General features: G+C 51.4%; 19 protein-coding genes. 18 read left to right on the top strand and 1 reads right to left on the bottom strand.

Annotated features, from left to right (window positions below):
* Positions 1-70: 70 nt before the first annotated feature.
* From KNP60_RS08555 to coaE, 14 genes are all read left to right on the top strand, one after another.
* Positions 71-625, top strand: a complete 555-nt coding sequence (locus KNP60_RS08555; protein ID WP_034778231.1) for a FadR/GntR family transcriptional regulator — start codon at positions 71-73, stop codon at positions 623-625.
* A gap of 14 nt (positions 626-639) precedes the next feature.
* Positions 640-1,494, top strand: coding sequence for an acetyl-CoA carboxylase, carboxyltransferase subunit beta (accD, locus tag KNP60_RS08550; protein ID WP_034779984.1), 855 nt, complete (start codon positions 640-642; stop codon positions 1,492-1,494).
* Complete coding sequence (locus tag KNP60_RS08545) at positions 1,487-2,422, top strand: acetyl-CoA carboxylase carboxyltransferase subunit alpha (RefSeq protein WP_034778229.1); 936 nt, start codon at positions 1,487-1,489, stop codon at positions 2,420-2,422. Before accD ends, KNP60_RS08545 begins: the two co-directional genes overlap by 8 nt.
* Positions 2,423-2,582: 160 nt before the next feature.
* On the top strand, positions 2,583-3,551 hold the full coding sequence (gene pfkA, locus KNP60_RS08540) for a 6-phosphofructokinase (RefSeq protein WP_034778227.1): 969 nt from the start codon (positions 2,583-2,585) through the stop codon (positions 3,549-3,551).
* 95 nt (positions 3,552-3,646) lie between these two features.
* Positions 3,647-5,389: a pyruvate kinase gene (gene pyk, locus KNP60_RS08535; RefSeq protein ID WP_214797284.1), complete on the top strand. Its 1,743-nt coding sequence runs from the start codon at positions 3,647-3,649 to the stop codon at positions 5,387-5,389.
* 66 nt (positions 5,390-5,455) lie between these two features.
* A complete protein-coding gene (locus tag KNP60_RS08530; RefSeq protein WP_034778223.1) occupies positions 5,456-5,920 on the top strand; it encodes a DUF441 domain-containing protein in 465 nt (154 codons plus the stop codon).
* A 185-nt stretch (positions 5,921-6,105) separates the two neighbouring features.
* On the top strand, positions 6,106-7,218 hold the full coding sequence (gene citZ / locus KNP60_RS08525) for a citrate synthase (protein ID WP_034778221.1): 1,113 nt from the start codon (positions 6,106-6,108) through the stop codon (positions 7,216-7,218).
* A 118-nt stretch (positions 7,219-7,336) separates the two neighbouring features.
* Positions 7,337-8,605 (top strand): NADP-dependent isocitrate dehydrogenase, encoded by a 1,269-nt coding sequence (icd, locus tag KNP60_RS08520; protein ID WP_034779982.1) that lies wholly within the window; start codon positions 7,337-7,339, stop codon positions 8,603-8,605.
* Positions 8,606-8,635: 30 nt separating this feature from the next.
* On the top strand, positions 8,636-9,571 hold the full coding sequence (gene mdh, locus KNP60_RS08515) for a malate dehydrogenase (protein ID WP_214797283.1): 936 nt from the start codon (positions 8,636-8,638) through the stop codon (positions 9,569-9,571).
* A gap of 195 nt (positions 9,572-9,766) precedes the next feature.
* The gene (locus KNP60_RS08510; protein WP_034778217.1) at positions 9,767-10,471 is read left to right on the top strand and encodes a response regulator transcription factor; all 705 of its coding nucleotides are present in this window, start codon (positions 9,767-9,769) and stop codon (positions 10,469-10,471) included.
* Entirely contained in the window at positions 10,468-12,195 is a 1,728-nt protein-coding gene (pnpS, locus tag KNP60_RS08505; RefSeq protein ID WP_034778215.1) for a two-component system histidine kinase PnpS, read from the top strand. The genes KNP60_RS08510 and pnpS overlap by 4 nt, the downstream gene beginning before the upstream one ends.
* 207 nt (positions 12,196-12,402) lie before the next feature.
* A complete protein-coding gene (gene polA, locus KNP60_RS08500; protein WP_214797282.1) occupies positions 12,403-15,000 on the top strand; it encodes a DNA polymerase I in 2,598 nt (865 codons plus the stop codon).
* Positions 15,001-15,020: 20 nt separating this feature from the next.
* Positions 15,021-15,845, top strand: coding sequence for a DNA-formamidopyrimidine glycosylase (gene mutM / locus KNP60_RS08495; RefSeq protein ID WP_034778211.1), 825 nt, complete (start codon positions 15,021-15,023; stop codon positions 15,843-15,845).
* Positions 15,846-15,857: 12 nt separating this feature from the next.
* Positions 15,858-16,463, top strand: coding sequence for a dephospho-CoA kinase (gene coaE, locus KNP60_RS08490; RefSeq protein ID WP_034778209.1), 606 nt, complete (start codon positions 15,858-15,860; stop codon positions 16,461-16,463).
* A 19-nt stretch (positions 16,464-16,482) separates the two neighbouring features.
* Here the strand turns inward: coaE and KNP60_RS08485 are convergent, their stop codons facing one another.
* The gene (locus KNP60_RS08485) at positions 16,483-16,965 is read right to left on the bottom strand and encodes a site-2 protease family protein (RefSeq protein WP_034778208.1); all 483 of its coding nucleotides are present in this window, start codon (positions 16,963-16,965) and stop codon (positions 16,483-16,485) included.
* Positions 16,966-17,120: 155 nt separating this feature from the next.
* Between KNP60_RS08485 and KNP60_RS08480 the strand changes: the two genes are divergently transcribed.
* From KNP60_RS08480 to nrdR, 4 genes are all read left to right on the top strand, one after another.
* Positions 17,121-18,152, top strand: coding sequence for a glyceraldehyde-3-phosphate dehydrogenase (locus KNP60_RS08480; protein WP_034778206.1), 1,032 nt, complete (start codon positions 17,121-17,123; stop codon positions 18,150-18,152).
* Positions 18,153-18,383: 231 nt separating this feature from the next.
* The gene (gene speD, locus KNP60_RS08475; RefSeq protein WP_029595188.1) at positions 18,384-18,770 is read left to right on the top strand and encodes an adenosylmethionine decarboxylase; all 387 of its coding nucleotides are present in this window, start codon (positions 18,384-18,386) and stop codon (positions 18,768-18,770) included.
* A 111-nt stretch (positions 18,771-18,881) separates the two neighbouring features.
* On the top strand, positions 18,882-19,253 hold the full coding sequence (locus KNP60_RS08470; protein WP_034778204.1) for a hypothetical protein: 372 nt from the start codon (positions 18,882-18,884) through the stop codon (positions 19,251-19,253).
* Between the two features lie 12 nt (positions 19,254-19,265).
* Positions 19,266-19,733, top strand: coding sequence for a transcriptional regulator NrdR (gene nrdR, locus KNP60_RS08465; protein WP_021065634.1), 468 nt, complete (start codon positions 19,266-19,268; stop codon positions 19,731-19,733).
* Positions 19,734-19,773: the final 40 nt, after the last annotated feature.

Raw genomic sequence — 19,773 nt, 5'->3', positions numbered from 1 at the left:
GGTATAATCTGATTAATTGGTCTGACCACTTTAGAGAAAATGCCATCCAAAAAGGGAGTTGAACGGTCAGATGCATGGAAAACACGCATCCTCATTTCACGAAAATATTTCTAAAATTAGAACGTTGATCGTCCAGGCCTCACTCGAGCCAGGCGACCGTCTCCCGTCAGAACGGGAACTCGCCGAGACGCTATCCATCAGCCGTGCCTCGGTCCGTGAAGCGTTACGGGCACTCAGCTTCCTTGGAATCGTTGAGACGAGACATGGCGGCGGCACGTTTTTATGTGAGCAAGATCGCCATCGGTATATTGAGATTTTGTCTGAATTTATCGTCACGAAACAGACGAAGGCGTCAGACATTGTCGATATGTTGCGACTGCTCGAACGCTTGGCGTTGACGGAAGTCGAACCGACCCCGGAACGCATCGCGTTGCTCGAGGGGAGTGTGGAGACGGACCGTGCCTTCCGGCAGCATCTCATCTTCGGGTTGAAGAATGAACTGTTCATTCGAATTTGGAGTGAAGTAAACCGATTTTATGACGGGACGGACGCGGGCGACTTGTATACTGAAGATGAACGTAGACGATTGTTGGAGATGTGGCGTGAGGCGGGGATGCCGGAATGAACGAGGGGGAAGCGATGACTGCTTTTTTCAAGAAACCGAAACGATATATGCCTTTGCGTCAACGAGAACCAAAAATTGACGCACCACAAGGCTTGATGACAAAATGTCCATCCTGTAAATATATGCATTACACGAAACAGTTAAACGAAAATCATAAAGTGTGTGATTGCGGCTACCATTTCCCGCTCAGTGCAGATGAGCGGATTCACATGTTGGTCGACGGTCAATCGTTTGAAAAATTTGCGGGACCGCTCGTCAAAGAGAACCCGCTTGATTTTCCAGATTATGAAGATAAATTGAAAAAAGACAGGGAGCGAACTGGGATTGAAGAAGCCATCGTCTGTGGCCGCGCCACGATCGATGGGCTCCCGGTCGTCGTCTGCGTCATGGACGCCCGCTTCCGTATGGGATCGATGGGGGCGTATGTCGGAGAAGCGATCGCCTCGGCCGTCCGGACCGCGACGAAAGAACGATTGCCGGTCGTCCTGTTCACCGCTTCAGGCGGAGCGCGCATGCAAGAAGGCATGGTCAGCTTGATGCAGATGGCCAATACGTCGATTGCGTTGAAACAACATGACGAGGCCGGTCTCTTGTACGTCGCCTACTTGACGCACCCGACGACAGGTGGCGTATCAGCCAGTTTCGCGATGCTCGGGGATGTGAACGTCGCCGAACCTGGGGCGTTGATCGGCTTCGCCGGGCGCCGCATCATCGAACAGACGATTCGTGAGAAATTGCCAGACAACTTCCAAACTGCCGAGTTCTTGTTAGAAGCGGGGCAACTGGACGCCGTCGTTCACCGTGAACAGATGCGTTCGTTCTTGAAGAAGATGATCGAGTTACACGGCGGGGAGGTCCATCATGTTTGATCCAATCAAAGAAGTAAACGAACAGCTCGGGAAGTTGCGCGAGACGGCAGAGACGAAAGGCATCGACTTATCCCGTGAAATCCGTCATCTTGAAGCAAAGCTTCATCGATTAGAAAAAGACATTTATGGGAATATGAAACCGTGGGATCGCGTGCAACTGGCGCGTAACCCGAAACGGCCGACGACGCTCGATTATATCACCCAACTGTTTCCAGATTTCATCGAGTTGCACGGTGACCGTCACGGCTATGATGATGCTGCCATCGTAACGGGATTGGCCACACTCGACGGGACAGCGGTGACAATTATCGGCCATCAACGAGGTCGTAACACGAAAGAGAACATGAAACGTAACTTTGGGATGCCGCATCCAGAAGGCTATCGCAAAGCGCTTCGCTTTATGAAGCAAGCGGAAAAGTTCAATCGTCCTGTCATCACGTTCATCGATACGAAAGGCGCTTACCCTGGGAAAGCCGCCGAAGAGCGTGGACAAAGCGAGGCGATTGCGCGCAACTTGTTCGAGATGGCGACGTTGAAAGTGCCGATTATCTCGATCGTCATCGGAGAAGGCGGGTCGGGCGGAGCGCTCGGGATTGGTGTCTGTGACCGTCTGCTCATGTTAGAGAACAGCACGTATTCGGTCATTTCACCAGAAGGCGCCGCCGCGCTCTTGTGGAAAGACGCGAAGCTCGCAGAACGCGCAGCGGAAACGATGAAGATTACCGCACAAGATTTGCTGAATTTAGGGATTGTCGATGAAGTCGTCACCGAGGTATTCGGCGGCGCCCACATCGATGTGTCATTACAGTCATCACTCTTAAAGCCTGTATTAGCACAACACATGACGGAGTTGCGAGGCCGGACTCAAAATGAGTTGTTGCAAGGGCGGGCCGCCAAATATCATCAAATTGGCACAATTGGCTCGTGAAAACGTTAACAACCGCTTCGGGTTCACGTTCATTCACTCACGAGATGACTGGTTTTGAGCACACCCCATGCTTTTTTTTCACATACTTGTGTTGTAAAACAAAGGTCAGACATGGTATTTTATTTTCAGATTTCGTTAAAACACATAAGAGGTGAGTGACGTGAATTTAAAACGTATTGCGGTATTGACAAGTGGGGGAGACGCCCCTGGAATGAACGCTGCAGTCCGTGCCGTGACCCGAAAAGCAATTTTCGAAGGTCTAGAAGTGTACGGTGTGTATAACGGCTATCAAGGTCTAATCGAAGGAGATCTTGTCGAATTGAACCTCGGTTCGGTCGGCGATATCATTCAACGCGGAGGAACATTCTTACGTTCGGCCCGTTGCCCTGAGTTTAGAACGGAAGAGGGTCGTGCGAAAGCGGTCGAGCAGTTGAAGAAATTCGACATCGACGCGCTCGTAGTAATTGGTGGAGACGGTTCATACCGTGGCGCCCAAAAGTTGACAGAACTCGGTTTCCCAACAATTGGTCTGCCGGGAACGATCGACAACGATATCCCGGGTACAGATGCGACAATCGGATTCGACACAGCGCTCAACACGGCGCTTGACGCGATTGACAAAATCCGTGACACGGCGTCGTCGCATGAACGGACGTATGTCATTGAAGTGATGGGCCGTGACGCAGGTGATATCGCACTTTATGCCGGTCTTGCCGGTGGTGCCGAGTCAATCCTCGTCCCAGAACGTCCAGAAGACTTGAGTGCGATCGTGGAACGCATCAACCATGGTGTGGCTCGCGGTAAGAAACACTCGATCGTCGTCGTCGCTGAAGGCGCCGGCAGTGCGGAAGAGATCGGAAAAATGATCGCTGAGAAGACAAACTCAGAGACACGCGTGACGATTCTTGGACACATTCAACGTGGCGGTTCCCCGACTGCTGCGGACCGCGTGCTTGCGAGCCGCATGGGTGCTTACGCTGTCGAGATTTTACTCGAAGGCAAGGCAGGACGTGTCGTCGGCATTCGTGCCGGTAAGATGATGGATCTCGATATCGACGAAGCGCTCGACCACAACAAGCACACGCTCGATATGCAGTTGATCGATCTTTCGAACCAACTTTCGATTTAACGAGTACCAGTGAACTCCACAGAGACGGGATCAGGTCGGTTGACCCCCCGTTTTCTGTGTGTAAATGTAATACATCCCCTAGGAGGTTTTTATTTATGCGTAGAACGAAAATTGTATGTACGATTGGACCAGCTTCAGAGAAACGTCTTCCGGAAATGATTGAAGCCGGTATGAACGTCGCCCGTCTCAACTTCTCACACGGTGACTATGAAGAGCACGGCGCACGTATCCGCGACATCCGTGAAGCATCAAAAGCTGCCGGCAAAGTCGTGACGGTTCTTCTTGACACGAAAGGTCCTGAAATCCGTACACATACGTTTGAAGACGGAAAAGCACTCCTCGAAAAAGGCAAAGAAGTCATCATCGTCTCAACTGAAGAAATCGTCGGAACGAAAGACCGTTTCTCGGTCACGTACGAAGGTCTCTACGAAGACGTAGAAGTCGGTTCACGCATCATGCTCGATGACGGACTCATCGGTCTCCTTGTCGTCGAGAAGCTCCCGAACCGTGATCTTCGCTGCGTCATCGAAAACGAAGGCATCATCAAGACGAAGAAAGGTGTCAACTTGCCTAACGTCAAGGTAAACCTTCCTGCCCTTACAGACAAAGATATCGCGGACATCGAGTTCGGGATTTCACAAGACATCGATGTCATCGCGGCATCGTTCGTACGCCGTGCGTCTGACGTCGTTGAGATTCGTCAACTTCTTGAACGCAACAACGCGTCACACATCAAAATCTATCCGAAAATCGAGAACCAAGAAGGTGTCGACAATATCGACGAAATCTTGGCGATTTCTGACGGTTTGATGGTCGCTCGTGGTGACCTCGGAATCGAGATCCCAACGGAAGAAGTCACACCAGTTCAAAAAGAATTGATCAAGAAGTGTAACGACCTCGGGAAACCGGTCATCACGGCTACACAAATGCTTGATTCAATGCAACGCAACCCGCGTCCAACACGTGCGGAAGCATCTGACGTTGCCAACGCCATCCTCGATGGTACGGATGCGGTCATGCTTTCAGGTGAGACGGCAGCAGGGGACTACCCAATCGAGTCAGTTCAAATGCAAGCAGCGATCGCTGTTCGTACTGAGCAAATGCTCGACTACAAAAACTTGCTCAAAGATCGTCAGAAACGCAGTGAGCACACGGTAACGGATGCAATCTCACAAGCGGTTGCCCACACGGCAATCAACTTGAACGCGAAAGCGATCTTGACACCGACACAATCAGGTTACACGGCTGCTCGTACAGCGAAGTATCGTCCAGAGGCGAACATCATCGCGGTCACAGAGTCAGAGCGTGTGGCACGTCAATTGAACCTCGTTTGGGGCGTGTACCCGATCATCGCTGACACGATGCCGAACAACACGGATGAGATGTTGGTACAAGCTTCAGAAGCGGCTCGCCACGCTGGATTCGTCACAGACGGTGACCTCGTCGTCATCTCGGCAGGTATCCCGGCTGCGACTGCGGGTACGACAAACATGATGAAAGTTCATATCGTCGGTCACGCCCTCGCAAACGGACGCGGGATCGGTGAGCGCGGTCTCGTCGGTGAAGTCGTCATTGCGAACAATGCAGACGAAGCGAATGCGAAAGCGAAAAACGGCATGATCCTCGTCGCACCATTCACAGATAAAGAAATGATGCCAGCGATTGAAAAAGCGGCTGGAATCATCACTGAAGACGGCGGATTGACGAGCCATGCTGGTATCGTCGGACCATCACTCCGTAAACCAGTCATCGTCGGTGTCGAATCAGCGACATCAACGTTCCGTGACGGACAGATGATTTCGATCGACCCACTTACTGGTAAAATCTACAACGCGTAATCGAATGCCAATCGAACCGACTCTCTCATGAGTCGGTTCTTTTTCCATTCAGAAAGAGAGACTATGATGAGTGCGTATTTATTTTTATTGTTGCTCGTGTTGATCGGCGTCATTGCCCATAACCAATCGATCATCATCGCCAGCAGCGTCCTATTGATTATTAAAGCAATCGGATTCGGTGATCAACTGTTTCCGACGCTCGCCTCAAAAGGCATCCATTGGGGCGTGACGATTATCACGATTGCCGTGCTCGTCCCGATTGCGACCGGTGACATCGGGTTTAGGGAATTGTGGAATAGTATTAAAGGGCCGGTCGGCATCATCGCTTTCGGCTCAGGAATCTTCGTCGCGCTCGCCGCGGCCCAAGGCGTTCAACTGATGCGAGTCGAACCAGTCGTGACGACGGCACTCCTCGCGGGCACCATCCTAGCCGTCGGTTTCATGAAAGGCGTGCCGGTTGGACCGCTGATTGGAGCCGGGATCGCCGCTTTGATTTTAGGTGGATTTAGCCTGTTAGAAAAATGGTTCTGACATTTTTTGACGGCTGGATACGCTTACATTTCTTTTTTTCAGTAAATTGTTTATACTAGATAAAGGACAGGGTGGAGCGAGCTCGAAACGGATTGGGGAAAGTGTTCGACTTCCCGCCCTTATTCCCTACACAACAGACTGTATGATGCGGTCGATCACTTTTAAAGACTGAGGGGGAGTTATTGATGTCAACGACAAAAGGATTAGAAGGAATTGTGGCAGCGGCCTCAAAAGTCAGTTCGATCATCGACGGACAATTGACTTACGGAGGATACACAATCGACGATTTGGCGGACCACGCCACTTTTGAAGAGGTTGTTTTCCTATTATGGAACGACCGTCTTCCAAAAGCAGATGAATTAACTGAGCTCTCTGAAGCGCTCGTGAAAGAAGCCAAATTACCAGAAGAAGTCATCGCGACGCTCGAACGGGCGCCGAAATCGGCCAATGCGATGGCGACGATTCGGACGGCCCTTTCACAGCTCGCGCTTTATGATGAAGAGGCTGAAGATATGAGTACAGAAGCGAACATGCGCAAAGCGATTCGTCTCCAAGCTCAAATTGCGACGATTGTAACGGCGTTCGCTCGTCTTCGTAAAGGCGAACAACCGGTTGCGCCGAAACCTGGCTTGTCGTATGCGGCCAATTTCCTATACATGTTGAACGGAGAAGAACCAAGTGAGGTAGCCGAGAAGACGATTGATAAGGCACTTATCCTTCACGCCGACCATGAATTGAACGCTTCGACGTTCACGGCCCGCGTCTGCGTTGCCACGTTGTCTGATATTTACTCAGGCGTGACGGCAGCGATGGGCGCGCTCAAAGGCCCGCTTCACGGCGGTGCGAATGAGGCGGTCATGAAAATGCTCCACGAGATCGGTTCGGTCGACAAAGTCGAAGACTACGTTCGCGGCAAGTTCGAGCGTCGTGAGAAAATCATGGGCTTCGGTCACCGTGTCTATAAGGATGGCGACCCGCGTGCGAAACATTTGAAAGAGATGAGCCGACAACTGACGGCCCAAATCGGCGAGCCGGAATGGTACGAGATGTCTGAGAAGATCGATCACCTCGTCGAGACAGAGAAAGGCTTGAAGCCGAACGTTGATTTCTACTCAGCATCGACTTATTATGCGCTTGGTCTCGATGAAGAGTTGTTCACACCGATCTTCGCCGTCTCACGCATGTCGGGCTGGATCGCCCACATTCTCGAACAGTATGCGGACAACCGCTTGATTCGTCCGCGCGCCGAGTACGTTGGCGAGACGAACCGGTCATACGTCCCGGTGAATGAGCGTTAATTGACGCGACACGAGAAGATCGAGTCACAATTTAGACATAAACTTTGGTAAACTAACAATTGACGTAGGTCGGCGTTCGCGTCGGCCTACATAAATGTACTTAGGGGGATTCATTATGTTGACACAAAACGAAAAAATCACAGTTGAAAACGGTGTATTAAACGTACCGAACGTACCGACGATTCCATTTATCATCGGTGACGGCACAGGACCAGACATCTGGAACGCATCGGTGCGCGTCTTTGATGCGGCTGTCGAAAAAGCATACGGCGGCGAGAAGAAAATCGAATGGATGGAAGTGTACGCTGGGGAGAAGGCCTTCAACCAAAAAGGCGAATGGCTTCCAAACGAGACACTCGATCAAATCCGTGAATATTTGATTGCCATCAAAGGTCCATTGACGACACCGGTCGGCGGCGGAATCCGTTCACTCAACGTAGCACTCCGTCAAGAACTTGACTTGTACACGTGCTTGCGTCCGGTCCGTTACTTCACAGGCGTCCCATCACCGGTCAAGCGCCCAGAAGATACAGACATGGTCATTTTCCGTGAGAACACAGAAGATATCTACGCTGGGATTGAGTACGCGTCAGGCAGCGACGAAGTGAAAAAATTGATCTCATTCTTAAAAGAAGAGATGAACGTCAACAAAATCCGTTTCCCAGAAACGTCTGGAATCGGCATCAAACCGATCTCGTCTGAAGGAACAAAACGCCTTGTTCGCGCGGCTCTCGAGTACGCGATCGCGAACAACCGTAAATCGCTCACGCTCGTCCATAAAGGGAACATCATGAAGTTCACAGAAGGCGCCTTCAAAAACTGGGGCTATGAGCTTGCAGAAGAAGAATACGGCGACAAAGTCTTCACATGGGCACAGTACGACCGCATCAAAGAAGAGTCAGGCGAAGCGGCTGCAAACGAAGCTCAATCGAAAGCAGAAGCGGAAGGCAAAATCATCGTAAAAGATTCGATCGCCGATATCTTCTTGCAACAGATTTTGACACGTCCACGTGAATTCGATGTCGTGGCAACGATGAACTTGAACGGGGACTACATCTCGGATGCACTCGCTGCCCAAGTCGGCGGAATCGGGATCGCGCCAGGAGCGAACATCAACTACGTGACGGGCCATGCGATCTTTGAAGCGACACACGGTACGGCACCGAAATATGCAGGCCTCGACAAGGTCAACCCGTCATCAGTCATCTTGTCAGGTGAGATGATGCTTCGTCATATGAACTGGAACGAAGCGGCTGACCTCATCATCAACTCGATGGAGAAGACAATCGCCTCGAAAGTCGTCACATACGATTTCGCCCGCCTTATGGACGGCGCGACAGAAGTGAAGTGTTCAGAGTTTGCAGATGAACTAATCAAAAACATGTAATTCATCAGTTAAACCAAGGGGGAGAGCACAATGATTCGTCGCAATAAAATTTCGGTGATCGGTAGCGGATTCACGGGAGCCACGACTGCACTTTATCTGGCTCAAAAAGAGCTCGGTAACGTCGTCCTGCTCGATATCAAAGAAAACGAGAACCCGACGAAAGGAAAAGCGCTCGATATGCAAGAGACGGCGCCGATTCAAGGGTTTGACTCGTGGATCACGGGGACGTCGGATTACGCCGACACGGTGGATTCGGATATCGTCGTCATCACGGCCGGGATTGCCCGGAAACCTGGCATGAGCCGGGACGACCTCGTCTCGACGAACGCCAAAGTGATGCGGGCCGTCACGAAAGAAGTGGCCCGCTATTCACCCGATGCGATTTTAATCGTCTTGACGAACCCGGTCGATGCGATGACATATGCCGCCTTTAAAGAATCTGGGTTCCCGAAAGAGCGAGTGATCGGTCAATCCGGTGTGCTCGATACGGCCCGGTTCCGGACGTTCGTCGCTGCGGAGTTGAATATCTCCGTGAAGGACGTCTCTGGATTCGTGCTCGGCGGGCACGGGGATGACATGGTCCCGCTCATCCGTTACTCGTACGCGGGAGGCATCCCACTCGAGAAGCTATTGCCGAGCGACCGAATCGATGCGATCGTCAATCGGACCCGTAAAGGTGGCGGCGAAATCGTCCAGCTCCTCGGGAACGGATCGGCCTACTATGCGCCGGCAGCGGCCATCGTCGAGATGGTTGAAGCGATCTTGAAAGATCAACGACGTATTTTACCGGCCATCGCGTATCTCGACGGTGAGTACGGTTTCCACGACTTGTATCTCGGTGTCCCGACGATACTTGGCGCGAATGGGATTGAACGTGTGCTCGAACTTGAATTGACGGAAGAGGAGACGGCCGCGCTTGAGCGCTCGGCTGAATCGGTCCGCTCCGTCTTGAACGTCCTTAACTGATTCGTCACCTCGTCTGCTGAGCAGGCGAGGTTTTTTGTACGCTTGGTTTTTGAGGGTCGCGTGCTACACTGAAAGAAGAACGTGGATTTGTTTTGTTTTTGTAAAGATTTGCTTTGAGGTTGGTCGGACGTGGCATTGATTTGTAAAATAGGTAGTGTACGTGACAGAACAGATAGATTAGAGGAGGAACTAAGCGTGGCCGAAAAAGTGATTGTTGTCGATGACGAGGTGTCGATTGCGACGTTATTGAAATTCAATTTGGAGCAAGCCGGTTTTGAGGTTGAGACGGCCCATGATGGGAAGACCGGTCTCGAACTCGCCGAGAAGCAGGATGCGGTATTGATCGTCCTCGATTTGATGTTACCCGAGATGGATGGTCTCGAAGTTTGTAAGCGACTCCGCCAACAGAAAGTGAACACGCCGATCCTGATGTTGACGGCAAAAGACGATGAGTTCGATAAAGTGCTCGGACTCGAACTAGGGGCAGATGATTATTTGACGAAACCGTTCAGTCCGCGTGAAGTCGTGGCCCGGGTCAAAGCGATCTTACGGCGTTCGGCTCCACAAGAGGTGCCGGCGGTGGACGCGGACGTCATTGAAATCGGCGACGTGAAAATTATCGCTTCGAACTATGAAGTGTTCAAAAACGGGGAGCGGCTTGAGTTGACCCCAAAAGAGTTCGAACTGTTGGCTTATCTTGCTAAAAACAAAGGCCGTGTCTTGACGCGTGATCAACTCTTATCGGCTATTTGGAATTACGATTTCGTCGGCGATACGCGCATCGTCGATGTCCATATTAGCCACCTTCGGGAAAAGATTGAACCGGTGACGAAAAAACCGACATATATCAAAACGATTCGCGGTCTCGGCTATAAGATGGAAGAGCCGATGCCCGAATGAAGACGTACCGCTCGCGTTTTTTGACGACGCTCATCCTGCTCGTGACGGGCGTCTTGTTGACCCTCGGGATCGTGCTTGGTCAATTGTTCAAAGACTTCTATTTGGACTCCGAACGCGATCGTTTGAAAGAGGACACGGAGCTCGCCGCCTTATATTTAGAAGGGGGCGACCTCGAGGCGATTCAAGACTATGTCCGGCAAATCGATGACGAGAGCAGTTTCGACATTCTGCTCCTCAATCGCCGAATGGAAGTGATCGCCGGGACACCGTTTCGGGTCGGTTCGTTCGATTTTCGGATGGACGCTGCTTCAATCCCAGACGACGGGACGTTTGGGAACGAGACGCGCGATGATTTGATTCAGTTCACAAAACCGATCGAACTCTCCTCGGGTGATACGGTGTATCTCAGTTTCATCCGCTACGTCTCCGATCTAGAAGGGGTATATGACCGGATTTGGCTGACGATTGCCTTGGCCTTGATTTTCTCATTCTTCTTGATTTTGTTCGTGTTGCACAATTTGACGAATCAGTTTATCCGACCGATCGATGAGGCGACAATCGTGTTACGTGAACTTGCCGACGGAAACTATCGGGCCCGTGTCTACGAATTGCGCAATGATGAAGAAACGGGCAGTCTGGCCGGGTCGATCAACGTTCTCGCCCGTAACTTGGAGACGATCTCACTTGGCGAATCCGTGCAACGGGCAAGGCTTGAGTCACTCATCGAATACATGGGGGCAGGGTTGCTTTTGGTCGACGAACGTGGCATCGTGACGCTCGTCAACCGCTCATATCGTGACATGTTCCAATACGACGACTTGATGATTGGTCAATTTTATCACGGCATTTTACCGAGTCCGGACGTCGAGACGTTGATCGAGGACGTCTATTTGACCGAAGAGCCCCACCGCCGTCAATTGTCGATTCGAACTGGATTCAACCAAAAGACGTATATGGTGTCGGCCGCACCGATCTTCAGTGATACAGGCATGTTGCGCGGGACGACGCTCCTGTTTAACGATATTTCCGAATTGAAACGACTCGAGAAGATGCGGAAAGATTTCGTCGCGAACGTCAGCCATGAGTTGAAAACGCCGCTCACATCGATTCGAGGTTTCAGTGAGACACTCCTTGACGGGGCAAAAGAAGTGCCCGAGTTGCGCGATCAATTTTTGGATATCATTCAAAAAGAAGCGACGCGCATGCAAATGCTCGTTGAGGACTTACTCGAGCTGTCACGGCTTGAACGTGAAGATTTCCATTTGGACTTCACCCCGGTCCAGCTCAATCAGCTCGTTGAGGAAGTGTGTCTCGTGTTGAGCCAGAAAGCGGAGCAGAAATCGATTCATTTGGAGTCGCGCCACGACGGGGAAGTCGTCTTGCAGGCGGACATGAACCGAATCAAGCAAGTCATCTTGAACCTTGTCGCCAACGCCATCAACTACTCGCCGGAAGGCAGCCGTGTCGAAATCGCGGTCGAAAAGAGAACGGACGGATCATATTTGATTGTCAAAGACAACGGGATTGGCATCGCGCCGAAAGAAGTGAGCCGAATCTTTGAACGATTCTACCGGGTCGATAAAGCGCGGAGCCGGAACTCCGGCGGGACAGGTCTCGGACTTGCCATCGTCAAACATATCATCGACCTTCATCACGCGACGATTCACGTGGATAGTGTCGAAGGTGCTGGGACAACGTTCACAATCAAATTCCCAATCGCTTAACATGGAATTCATGTCGGGTTCATACCGACTTTACAAAGCGATGCTACTCTATAGATGAGACCTCTTCATCATCTCGTGTCCCGGCCGGTGCTCATCTCCACTCGGTCAGGAAGATTGACCCTTTTCTAGCTACTAGAAAAGGGTCTTTTTTTTCGAACGCATGTGCCCGTATGATATGATGGAATCAGATAGAATGGAGGTTGACCAATGAATAAACTACTACTTCTTGATGGAAACTCACTCACATATCGTGCGTTTTTCGCGCTGCCTCCGATGACGGATGCGAGCGGTCGAAATACGAACGCCGTGTACGGGTTCACGATGATGTTGTTAAAACTGATGGAAGACGAGCAACCCACGCATTTCGCGGTCGCATTTGATGCGTCGAAGAAGACGTTCCGGCACGACACGTATGCTGACTATAAGGGGGGACGGCAGAAGACCCCAGGGGAACTCCGCGAGCAATTCCCGATTGTCCGCGAGATTTGTGAGGCGTTCGGGATCAAAGTGCTCGAACTCGACCAGTACGAGGCCGACGATATTATCGGGACGCTCTCAAAAAATGAGGCGTTCGATCAAGTGACGGTCGTCACTGGGGATAAAGATTTACTGCAACTGATTGACGATCGCGTCACCGTCTATTTGACGAAGCGCGGGATCACCGATGTGGAGACGATGGACGCGAAGGCGTTCAAAGAGCGCTATGACGGTCTCACCCCGCTCCAAATGATCGATTTGAAAGGCTTAATGGGTGATAAGTCCGATAATATCCCCGGAATCCCGGGGGTTGGTGAGAAGACGGCGCTTAAACTGCTCACGGCTTACGGATCTGTCGAAGGACTATATGAACATACGCATGAATTAAAAGGGAAACAAAAAGAGAAAGTCGAGGCGAACGAGCGGGAAGCACTCATGTCGAAACAATTGGCGACGATCTATACGGACGTCCCAATCGATATTAGCACGGACGACCTTACGTTCCATCCGTATGACGCTGGAAAAGTGAAGCCGTTGTTCATGAGCCTTCAGTTCAAATCGCTTCTGAGCAAACTGAACCTTGAAGCGTCGAGCGAGGAAGCGGTCGAAGCACGTGAGGTGAATCATATCGCGATCGACGAGCAAGATTTGACAGAAGCGGTCCTCATCCTCGAGCAACTCCGTGACGACTATTTCGAAGAACCGGTCATCGGTGTGGCCATCGCCTCGAAAGCCGGCGTGACGGTCGGCGATGTGTCGCTTTTAGACGTCCCGGCAGTACGAGACTGGTTGGCCGACGAGAACCGAGCCACGATTTGTCTCGATGCGAAACAGACGATCATTCAATTGAAGCGACATGGTGTGACGCTCCGAGGCTATGACGATTTGCTCGTCGCCGGATATTTGCTGAACCTGTCGGGCGGGACGACACTCGATTCGATTGCCGCTCATTTCGATTACACGTTACCGGAAGACGAGGCGGTTTATGGTAAGGGTGCGAAGCTGCACGTCCCGGAACAGGACGTGCTCGAGCAACATCTCGGCGAGAAGGCGATGGCGATCTTGACGCTGTTTGTAAACGTCGGCAAAGAACTCGACCAAAACGAACAGACGTCGCTGTATGAAGATTTGGAACGTCCGCTCGCCTCGGTGCTTGCAGAGATGGAGTGGGCCGGGATTCACGTCGACGTGGCGACGCTGAAAGTGATGGAAGACGATTTGCGGGAACGGTTGCTTCAACTCGAGTCGGAGATTCACAGTCTCGCCGGTGAGGCGTTCAATATCAACTCGCCGAAACAGCTCGGCGTCATCCTGTTCGAGAAGTTGGCGTTGCCACCGGTCAAAAAGACGAAGACCGGTTACTCGACGGCAGCGGACGTGCTCGAGAAACTCGCGCCGCTCCATCCGATCGTCGAACATATTATGCATTACCGCGAGCTCGGCAAGTTGCAATCGACATATGTCGAAGGCTTGCAAAAAGTCATCAAAGACGACGGGAAGATCCATACCCGCTATACGCAGACGTTGACGCAGACCGGACGGTTGTCCTCGGTCAACCCGAACTTACAGAACATCCCGATCCGCCTGGAAGAAGGGCGGCGCATTCGCAAGGCGTTCACCGCGAGTGAGGCCGACTGGATGCTGTATGCGGTCGACTATTCGCAAATCGAGCTTCGGATCATGGCCCACATGTCGCAAGATGAGAAGATGCTCGAGGCGTTCCTCCATGATGAGGATATCCATACGTCGACGGCTGCCAACGTGTTCCGAGTCGCCAAAGAAGAAGTGACATCGCTCATGCGTCGCCAAGCCAAAGCCGTCAACTTCGGCATCATTTACGGCATTAGCGACTATGGGCTGTCGCAAAACCTCGGCATTAGCCGAAAAGAAGCACAGACGTTCATCGATACGTATTTCGAGCAGTTCCCAGGTGTGAAACGGTTCATGGATGCCGCGATCGAACGGGCGCGGGAACACGGTTATGTTGAGACGATGCTGAAGCGTCGCCGCAATATCCCGGACATCCATTCCCGCAACTTCAACTTGCGCGGTTTCGCGGAACGCACAGCGATCAACACGCCGATTCAAGGGACGGCCGCCGATATTATCAAAAAAGCGATGATTGATGTCGACGTGGCACTCCGTGAGTCAGGACTTCAGTCGAAATTATTGCTTCAAGTCCACGATGAACTCATCTTTGAAGGACCTAAAGAAGAAATGGACTCGCTCGAGACGATCGTCAAACAAGCGATGGAACACACGGTCACCTTGGACGTGCCGCTCCGCGCGGACGGTTCGTTCGGTGAGACATGGTTCGACACGAAATAAAGACGAGAAAGGAAATCGATATGCCAGAATTACCAGAAGTGGAGACGGTCTGTCGCCGATTGCGGCCATTCGTCTCGGGAAAAACAATTGCAAATGTCGAGGTGCTCGACGCAAAAATCATTCGAGGTCACGAACCGGAGATTTGGAAACAACAGTTGCTCGACGAGACGATTCAAGACGTCGAGCGACGCGGCAAGTTCATTTTGTTCAAATTGACGAACGGCTATCTCGTTTCGCATCTGCGAATGGAAGGGAAATTCTTCCCGCATGACGAAATGGTCAGTCCGGTCAAGCATACGCATGTCGTCTTCACCTTCACGGACGGGACTACGCTTCATTATAACGATGTCAGGAAGTTCGGGACGATGGAGTTGAAGACGAATGAAGAGTTGTTTGTGACACCGCCATTGTCACTGCTCGCCCTCGAACCGTTCGATCCTGAAGTGACAGCGGAGACGCTTCACAGCCGTCTGAAGCGGATGAACGTTCGTGCCATCAAGACGGCGCTGCTCGATCAATCGATTTTCGTCGGGCTCGGCAATATTTATGTCGATGAGACGTTATATCGGGCCGGTGTCCATCCGACTCGCCCGGCAGCGACACTCTCGCTTGATGAGGTCCGTCGGGTGCACCAAGAGGCTATAGCCGTATTGACGGAAGCGATTGAACGAGGCGGAAGCACGATTCGGAGCTATACGAATCCGGATGGGGCGAGCGGGACGTATCAAGAGACACTGTACGTATATGGACAGACCGGGGAGCCGTGTAAGCGATGCGGCCGACCGATTGAAAAGATGAAATTAGGCGGACGGGGCACACATTACTGTCCGCACTGCCAACAGTAAGAGGTGGACATGATGTTGAAAATTGGTTTGACAGGTGGAATTGCGACAGGGAAGTCGACCGTATCCAGACTGTTTCGAAAGCAGGGCATCCCGATCATCGACGCCGACAAGATGGCACGGATCGTCATCGAGCCTGGCGGCAAAGCGTTCGCGGGCGTTCGCGAGGCGTTCCCGCAATGTTTCACGGGCGACGAGTTGAACCGGCAGGCGCTCGGACGAGAAATCTTTCATGATGACACAAAACGTCAGTTACTGAATCAGCTCATGCATCCGGCCATCCGAGAAGAGATGCTCGAGGAGATGCGCGGATACGAGGCTGCAGGGGAGACGGTCGTCATATTCGATATCCCGCTCTTGTTCGAGGGAACGATGCGGGACCTCGTCGATTATACGGTCGTCGTCTATTGCCGTGAAGAGATTCAGCTGATGCGTCTCATGGAGCGCAACGGGTTGACGAAAGAAGAAGCACTCGCTCGGATCCATGCGCAAATGCCGATCGAGGAGAAGAAACAACAGGCTGATTTTTTAATCAACAACAACGGTGCGTTAGGCGACTTGTCGGCCCAAGTGGTCCGCCTCGTCGAACAATTTGAAGACATGAAAAAAGAAGGCGACTGACGACGCCTTCTTTTTTTGTTCAGTTGAGTGGGTCTGAGTCAGGCTTCCCTTTTTTCCACGTGTCGAAGATGGCGCGTCCGTCGCTCGGATGGCCGTTCGAATAGTAAATCGGATAGAGTGAGAAGAAGACATAATAGAACGAGAAGTATGCGAACTGATACGTGTAAATTGTCGGCTCAATCTCTCGCGTCAAGATGAAGGCGTTCACAATCAAAATACTCGATAAGTTAAAAATTGAACCGCCCGCGTAGACGAGACTCCGCGTCAGGCGATTGCTGTACTTCAAGTCACTGAATTGGCACCAGGCGTCATAAAAATAAACGCGGTTAAATTGAAGGCGTCCGATTTTAAACAATTTTTTTCCGGTCCCAATCTCCATGTCGAGCGAACCCCCAAATAGTTTCGCGAAGAAGAAATGACCGAATTGATGGATAATCGTCACAATCGGTAAGATGATGAAAAATGAGATGACAAATTTATCTAGGTCTGTCCAATCAAACATATAGTCTTAGCTCCTTTCCAAGCTCTACACCAAATTTCCCTCTTTTTCAAATCTGAAACTGTAAAAAAGTGAAAAAAATGTGACGATTCATAGTGAAAACGCTTCCAATTTTCCGTTATAATGGTGTCGTAACGCAGAAAAAAGGGGGATTCAGAATGGGGACGAAAGTTGCAATCAATGGATTTGGTCGAATCGGCAGAATGGTATTTCGGAAGTTGATGCTCGAAGGGCGTCACGACGTGGTCGCCATCAATGCGAGTTATCCGGCGGAAACGCTCGCGCACTTGATCAAACACGACACGGTCCACGGACCGTTCACACTGACGGTCCGAGCGCATGGGGATGCGCTCGAAGTCGATGGGAAACGCATCATGCTCGTATCCGAGCGAGACCCGGAGCGATTGCCGTGGGCTGAACTCGGTGTCGAGATTGTCATCGAGGCGACGGGGAAATTCAATTCTGATGTCGGGGCGAAAAAACATTTGACGGCCGGTGCGAAAAAAGTCATTTTGACGGCACCAGGAAAAGGCGAGTTGCGGACGATTGTCATGGGGGTAAACGATCGGGATTATTTACCGGAGCACGATCACGTCATTTCGAACGCCTCGTGTACGACGAACTGTCTCGGCCCGGTCGTCAAAGTATTGGATTCGACGTTCGGGATTGAAACGGGGCTCGTGACGACGGTGCATGCGTATACGAACGATCAAAACAATATCGACAATCCGCATAAAGATTTGCGTCGTGCCCGTGCTTGTGGCAGTTCCATTATACCGACTTCGACTGGTGCTGCGAAAGCCATCGGGCTCGTCTTGCCGGAACTTCAGGGCAAATTGAACGGGATGGCGCTACGAGTGCCGACGCCGAACGTCTCGCTCGTCGATCTCGTCGTCGAGTTGCGTCGAGATGTGACGGTCGATGAAGTGAATCAGGCGTTCGAGCGTGCTGCACACGGGGAAATGACGGGCGTTCTCGGCGTCTCGAACGAACCGCTCGTCTCGATCGACTTCAATGGAGATGAGCGTTCGTCAATCATCGATGCCGATTCGACGATGGTGCTCGGGGGCAACCATGTCAAAGTGCTCGCTTGGTACGACAACGAATGGGGCTATTCGTGCCGCGTCGTCGACTTGTTGGACATGGTCGCGAGCTACCTGCAAATCGGACAACAAGAAACCCACGTCTGAAAAAATATATTTATCTAAAAATATTTTTAAAGAATTGAAACAAATGTCTTGTAACGACGTCCTAAACAAGATACACTCTAACTCGTGAACTTCAATTGGTCTGACAAACGCAACTTAAAGGGTTAGGACCTCTTAGGACTAACTTGCCCCCGTGGTTGTGGGCGATTCAGGCACAAAGTGAGTGATCATCAACTACTTTGAGACCATTGATGTAAAGGGGGATCCACTAATATGGATACTATGGGACGTCACATTATTACAGAACTTTGGGAGTGCAATCCCGACAAATTAAACGATATCGACTACATCGAGCGCTTGTTCGTCGATGCAGCACTTCGTTCGGGCGCTGAAGTCCGCGAAGTCGCTTTCCACAAATTTGCGCCGCACGGTGTAAGTGGAGTCGTTATCATTTCAGAATCACACTTAACGATTCACAGTTTCCCAGAGCATGGCTACGCATCAGTCGATGTGTTCACATGTGGGGATCGAATCGATCCAGCTACAGCCTCGCAATACATTGCAGAAGGCTTGGAAGCAAAAGTTCGTGAAGATGTGAAACTTGACCGTGGGATGGGACCGATTCGTGTTCCTGAAGCGCAAGTGGCAATCAGCAAATAATCAGATTGACCTTATGAGGCTGGCCGATTTTCGGTCAGCCCTTTTAATTGTTTTGTTAACCGCTTAATTTTGATATGCTTAACCTATATAAATAAGGTGTCGAGGTGGATAATGGGATTATTTGATAAGTTTCAAACACATGTCCAAACGGACGATTCGCATAAAAATGAGGCGTTACGGACGCGTTACGTGGCGGCATCGCCAAGCGCCGTGCTCACATGGCTCCGCGAACGGATTCAAGCAGAAGGTCAAACGGTTCGCCGGGTTGATGCAGACCGGGGCGAAGTGGCGTTTCATGGAGACGGATGGGACGCATTGGCGACCATCGTCCAAGTGGACGGCGGACGCACGGCCGTCGATTTTACATTGAACCGTGACCAGATGCTCGGACCGGACCTCGGTCAAATCGTCACCACATATTATGAGGCGCTATCCGTAAAGTTCCCGCTCCGCGCCATCGGGAATCAATCTGTCGAACGATAAGGAGGGCTGAGCATGCGTTGTCCTAAATGCGATCATAATGGAACGAGAGTGCTCGACTCCCGGCCAGTACAAGATTTCTATTCGATTCGTCGCCGTCGCGAATGCGAGGAGTGCGGCTATCGCTTCACCACGTTTGAAACGGTCGAACAGACACCGCTCATCATCGTCAAAAAAGACGGGAATCGGGAAGAGTTCAGCCGTGAGAAAGTGCTTCGCGGGATTATTCGGGCGTGCGAGAAACGTCCGGTCACGCTGGAGCAACTTGAAGGTGTGGTCACGAAAGTCGAACAACAGTTACGCGCCCTCGGCCAGTCCGAGATTCCGAGTGAACAGGTTGGGGAGCTCGTCATGAACGAGCTCGCGCGGGTCGACGAAGTAGCATACGTCCGCTTCGCGTCCGTCTATCGCCAGTTCAAAGATATCTCTGTGTTCTTTAAAGAACTAGAAGATTTAATGAAGCAAGAAAAATCGACCAACTAAACGGGCGGCCTGCTGGTCGCCTTTTTTCAAGGGAGACCTA

This window comes from Exiguobacterium sp. s5, assembly GCF_018618075.1.
GTDB classification, from domain to species: domain Bacteria; phylum Bacillota; class Bacilli; order Exiguobacteriales; family Exiguobacteriaceae; genus Exiguobacterium; species Exiguobacterium mexicanum_A.
The sequence above is the reverse complement of the archived record's forward strand: the minus strand, read 5'-3'. Positions and strand labels throughout refer to the sequence as shown.

Bases quoted from the DNA above. Each gene is read 5' to 3' on its own strand.
- KNP60_RS08530 (WP_034778223.1), top strand. From the start codon at position 5,456: ATGAGTGCGTATTTATTTTTATTGTTGCTCGTGTTGATCGGCGTCATT.
- pnpS (WP_034778215.1), top strand. From the start codon at position 10,468: ATGAAGACGTACCGCTCGCGTTTTTTGACGACGCTCATCCTGCTCGTG.
- KNP60_RS08545 (WP_034778229.1), top strand. From the start codon at position 1,487: ATGTTTGATCCAATCAAAGAAGTAAACGAACAGCTCGGGAAGTTGCGC.
- coaE (WP_034778209.1), top strand. From the start codon at position 15,858: ATGTTGAAAATTGGTTTGACAGGTGGAATTGCGACAGGGAAGTCGACC.
- accD (WP_034779984.1), top strand. From the start codon at position 640: ATGACTGCTTTTTTCAAGAAACCGAAACGATATATGCCTTTGCGTCAA.
- nrdR (WP_021065634.1), top strand. From the start codon at position 19,266: ATGCGTTGTCCTAAATGCGATCATAATGGAACGAGAGTGCTCGACTCC.
- KNP60_RS08555 (WP_034778231.1), top strand. From the start codon at position 71: ATGCATGGAAAACACGCATCCTCATTTCACGAAAATATTTCTAAAATT.
- KNP60_RS08485 (WP_034778208.1), bottom strand. From the start codon at position 16,965: ATGTTTGATTGGACAGACCTAGATAAATTTGTCATCTCATTTTTCATC.
- citZ (WP_034778221.1), top strand. From the start codon at position 6,106: ATGTCAACGACAAAAGGATTAGAAGGAATTGTGGCAGCGGCCTCAAAA.
- speD (WP_029595188.1), top strand. From the start codon at position 18,384: ATGGATACTATGGGACGTCACATTATTACAGAACTTTGGGAGTGCAAT.
- polA (WP_214797282.1), top strand. From the start codon at position 12,403: ATGAATAAACTACTACTTCTTGATGGAAACTCACTCACATATCGTGCG.
- mdh (WP_214797283.1), top strand. From the start codon at position 8,636: ATGATTCGTCGCAATAAAATTTCGGTGATCGGTAGCGGATTCACGGGA.
- mutM (WP_034778211.1), top strand. From the start codon at position 15,021: ATGCCAGAATTACCAGAAGTGGAGACGGTCTGTCGCCGATTGCGGCCA.
- KNP60_RS08480 (WP_034778206.1), top strand. From the start codon at position 17,121: ATGGGGACGAAAGTTGCAATCAATGGATTTGGTCGAATCGGCAGAATG.
- KNP60_RS08470 (WP_034778204.1), top strand. From the start codon at position 18,882: ATGGGATTATTTGATAAGTTTCAAACACATGTCCAAACGGACGATTCG.
- pyk (WP_214797284.1), top strand. From the start codon at position 3,647: ATGCGTAGAACGAAAATTGTATGTACGATTGGACCAGCTTCAGAGAAA.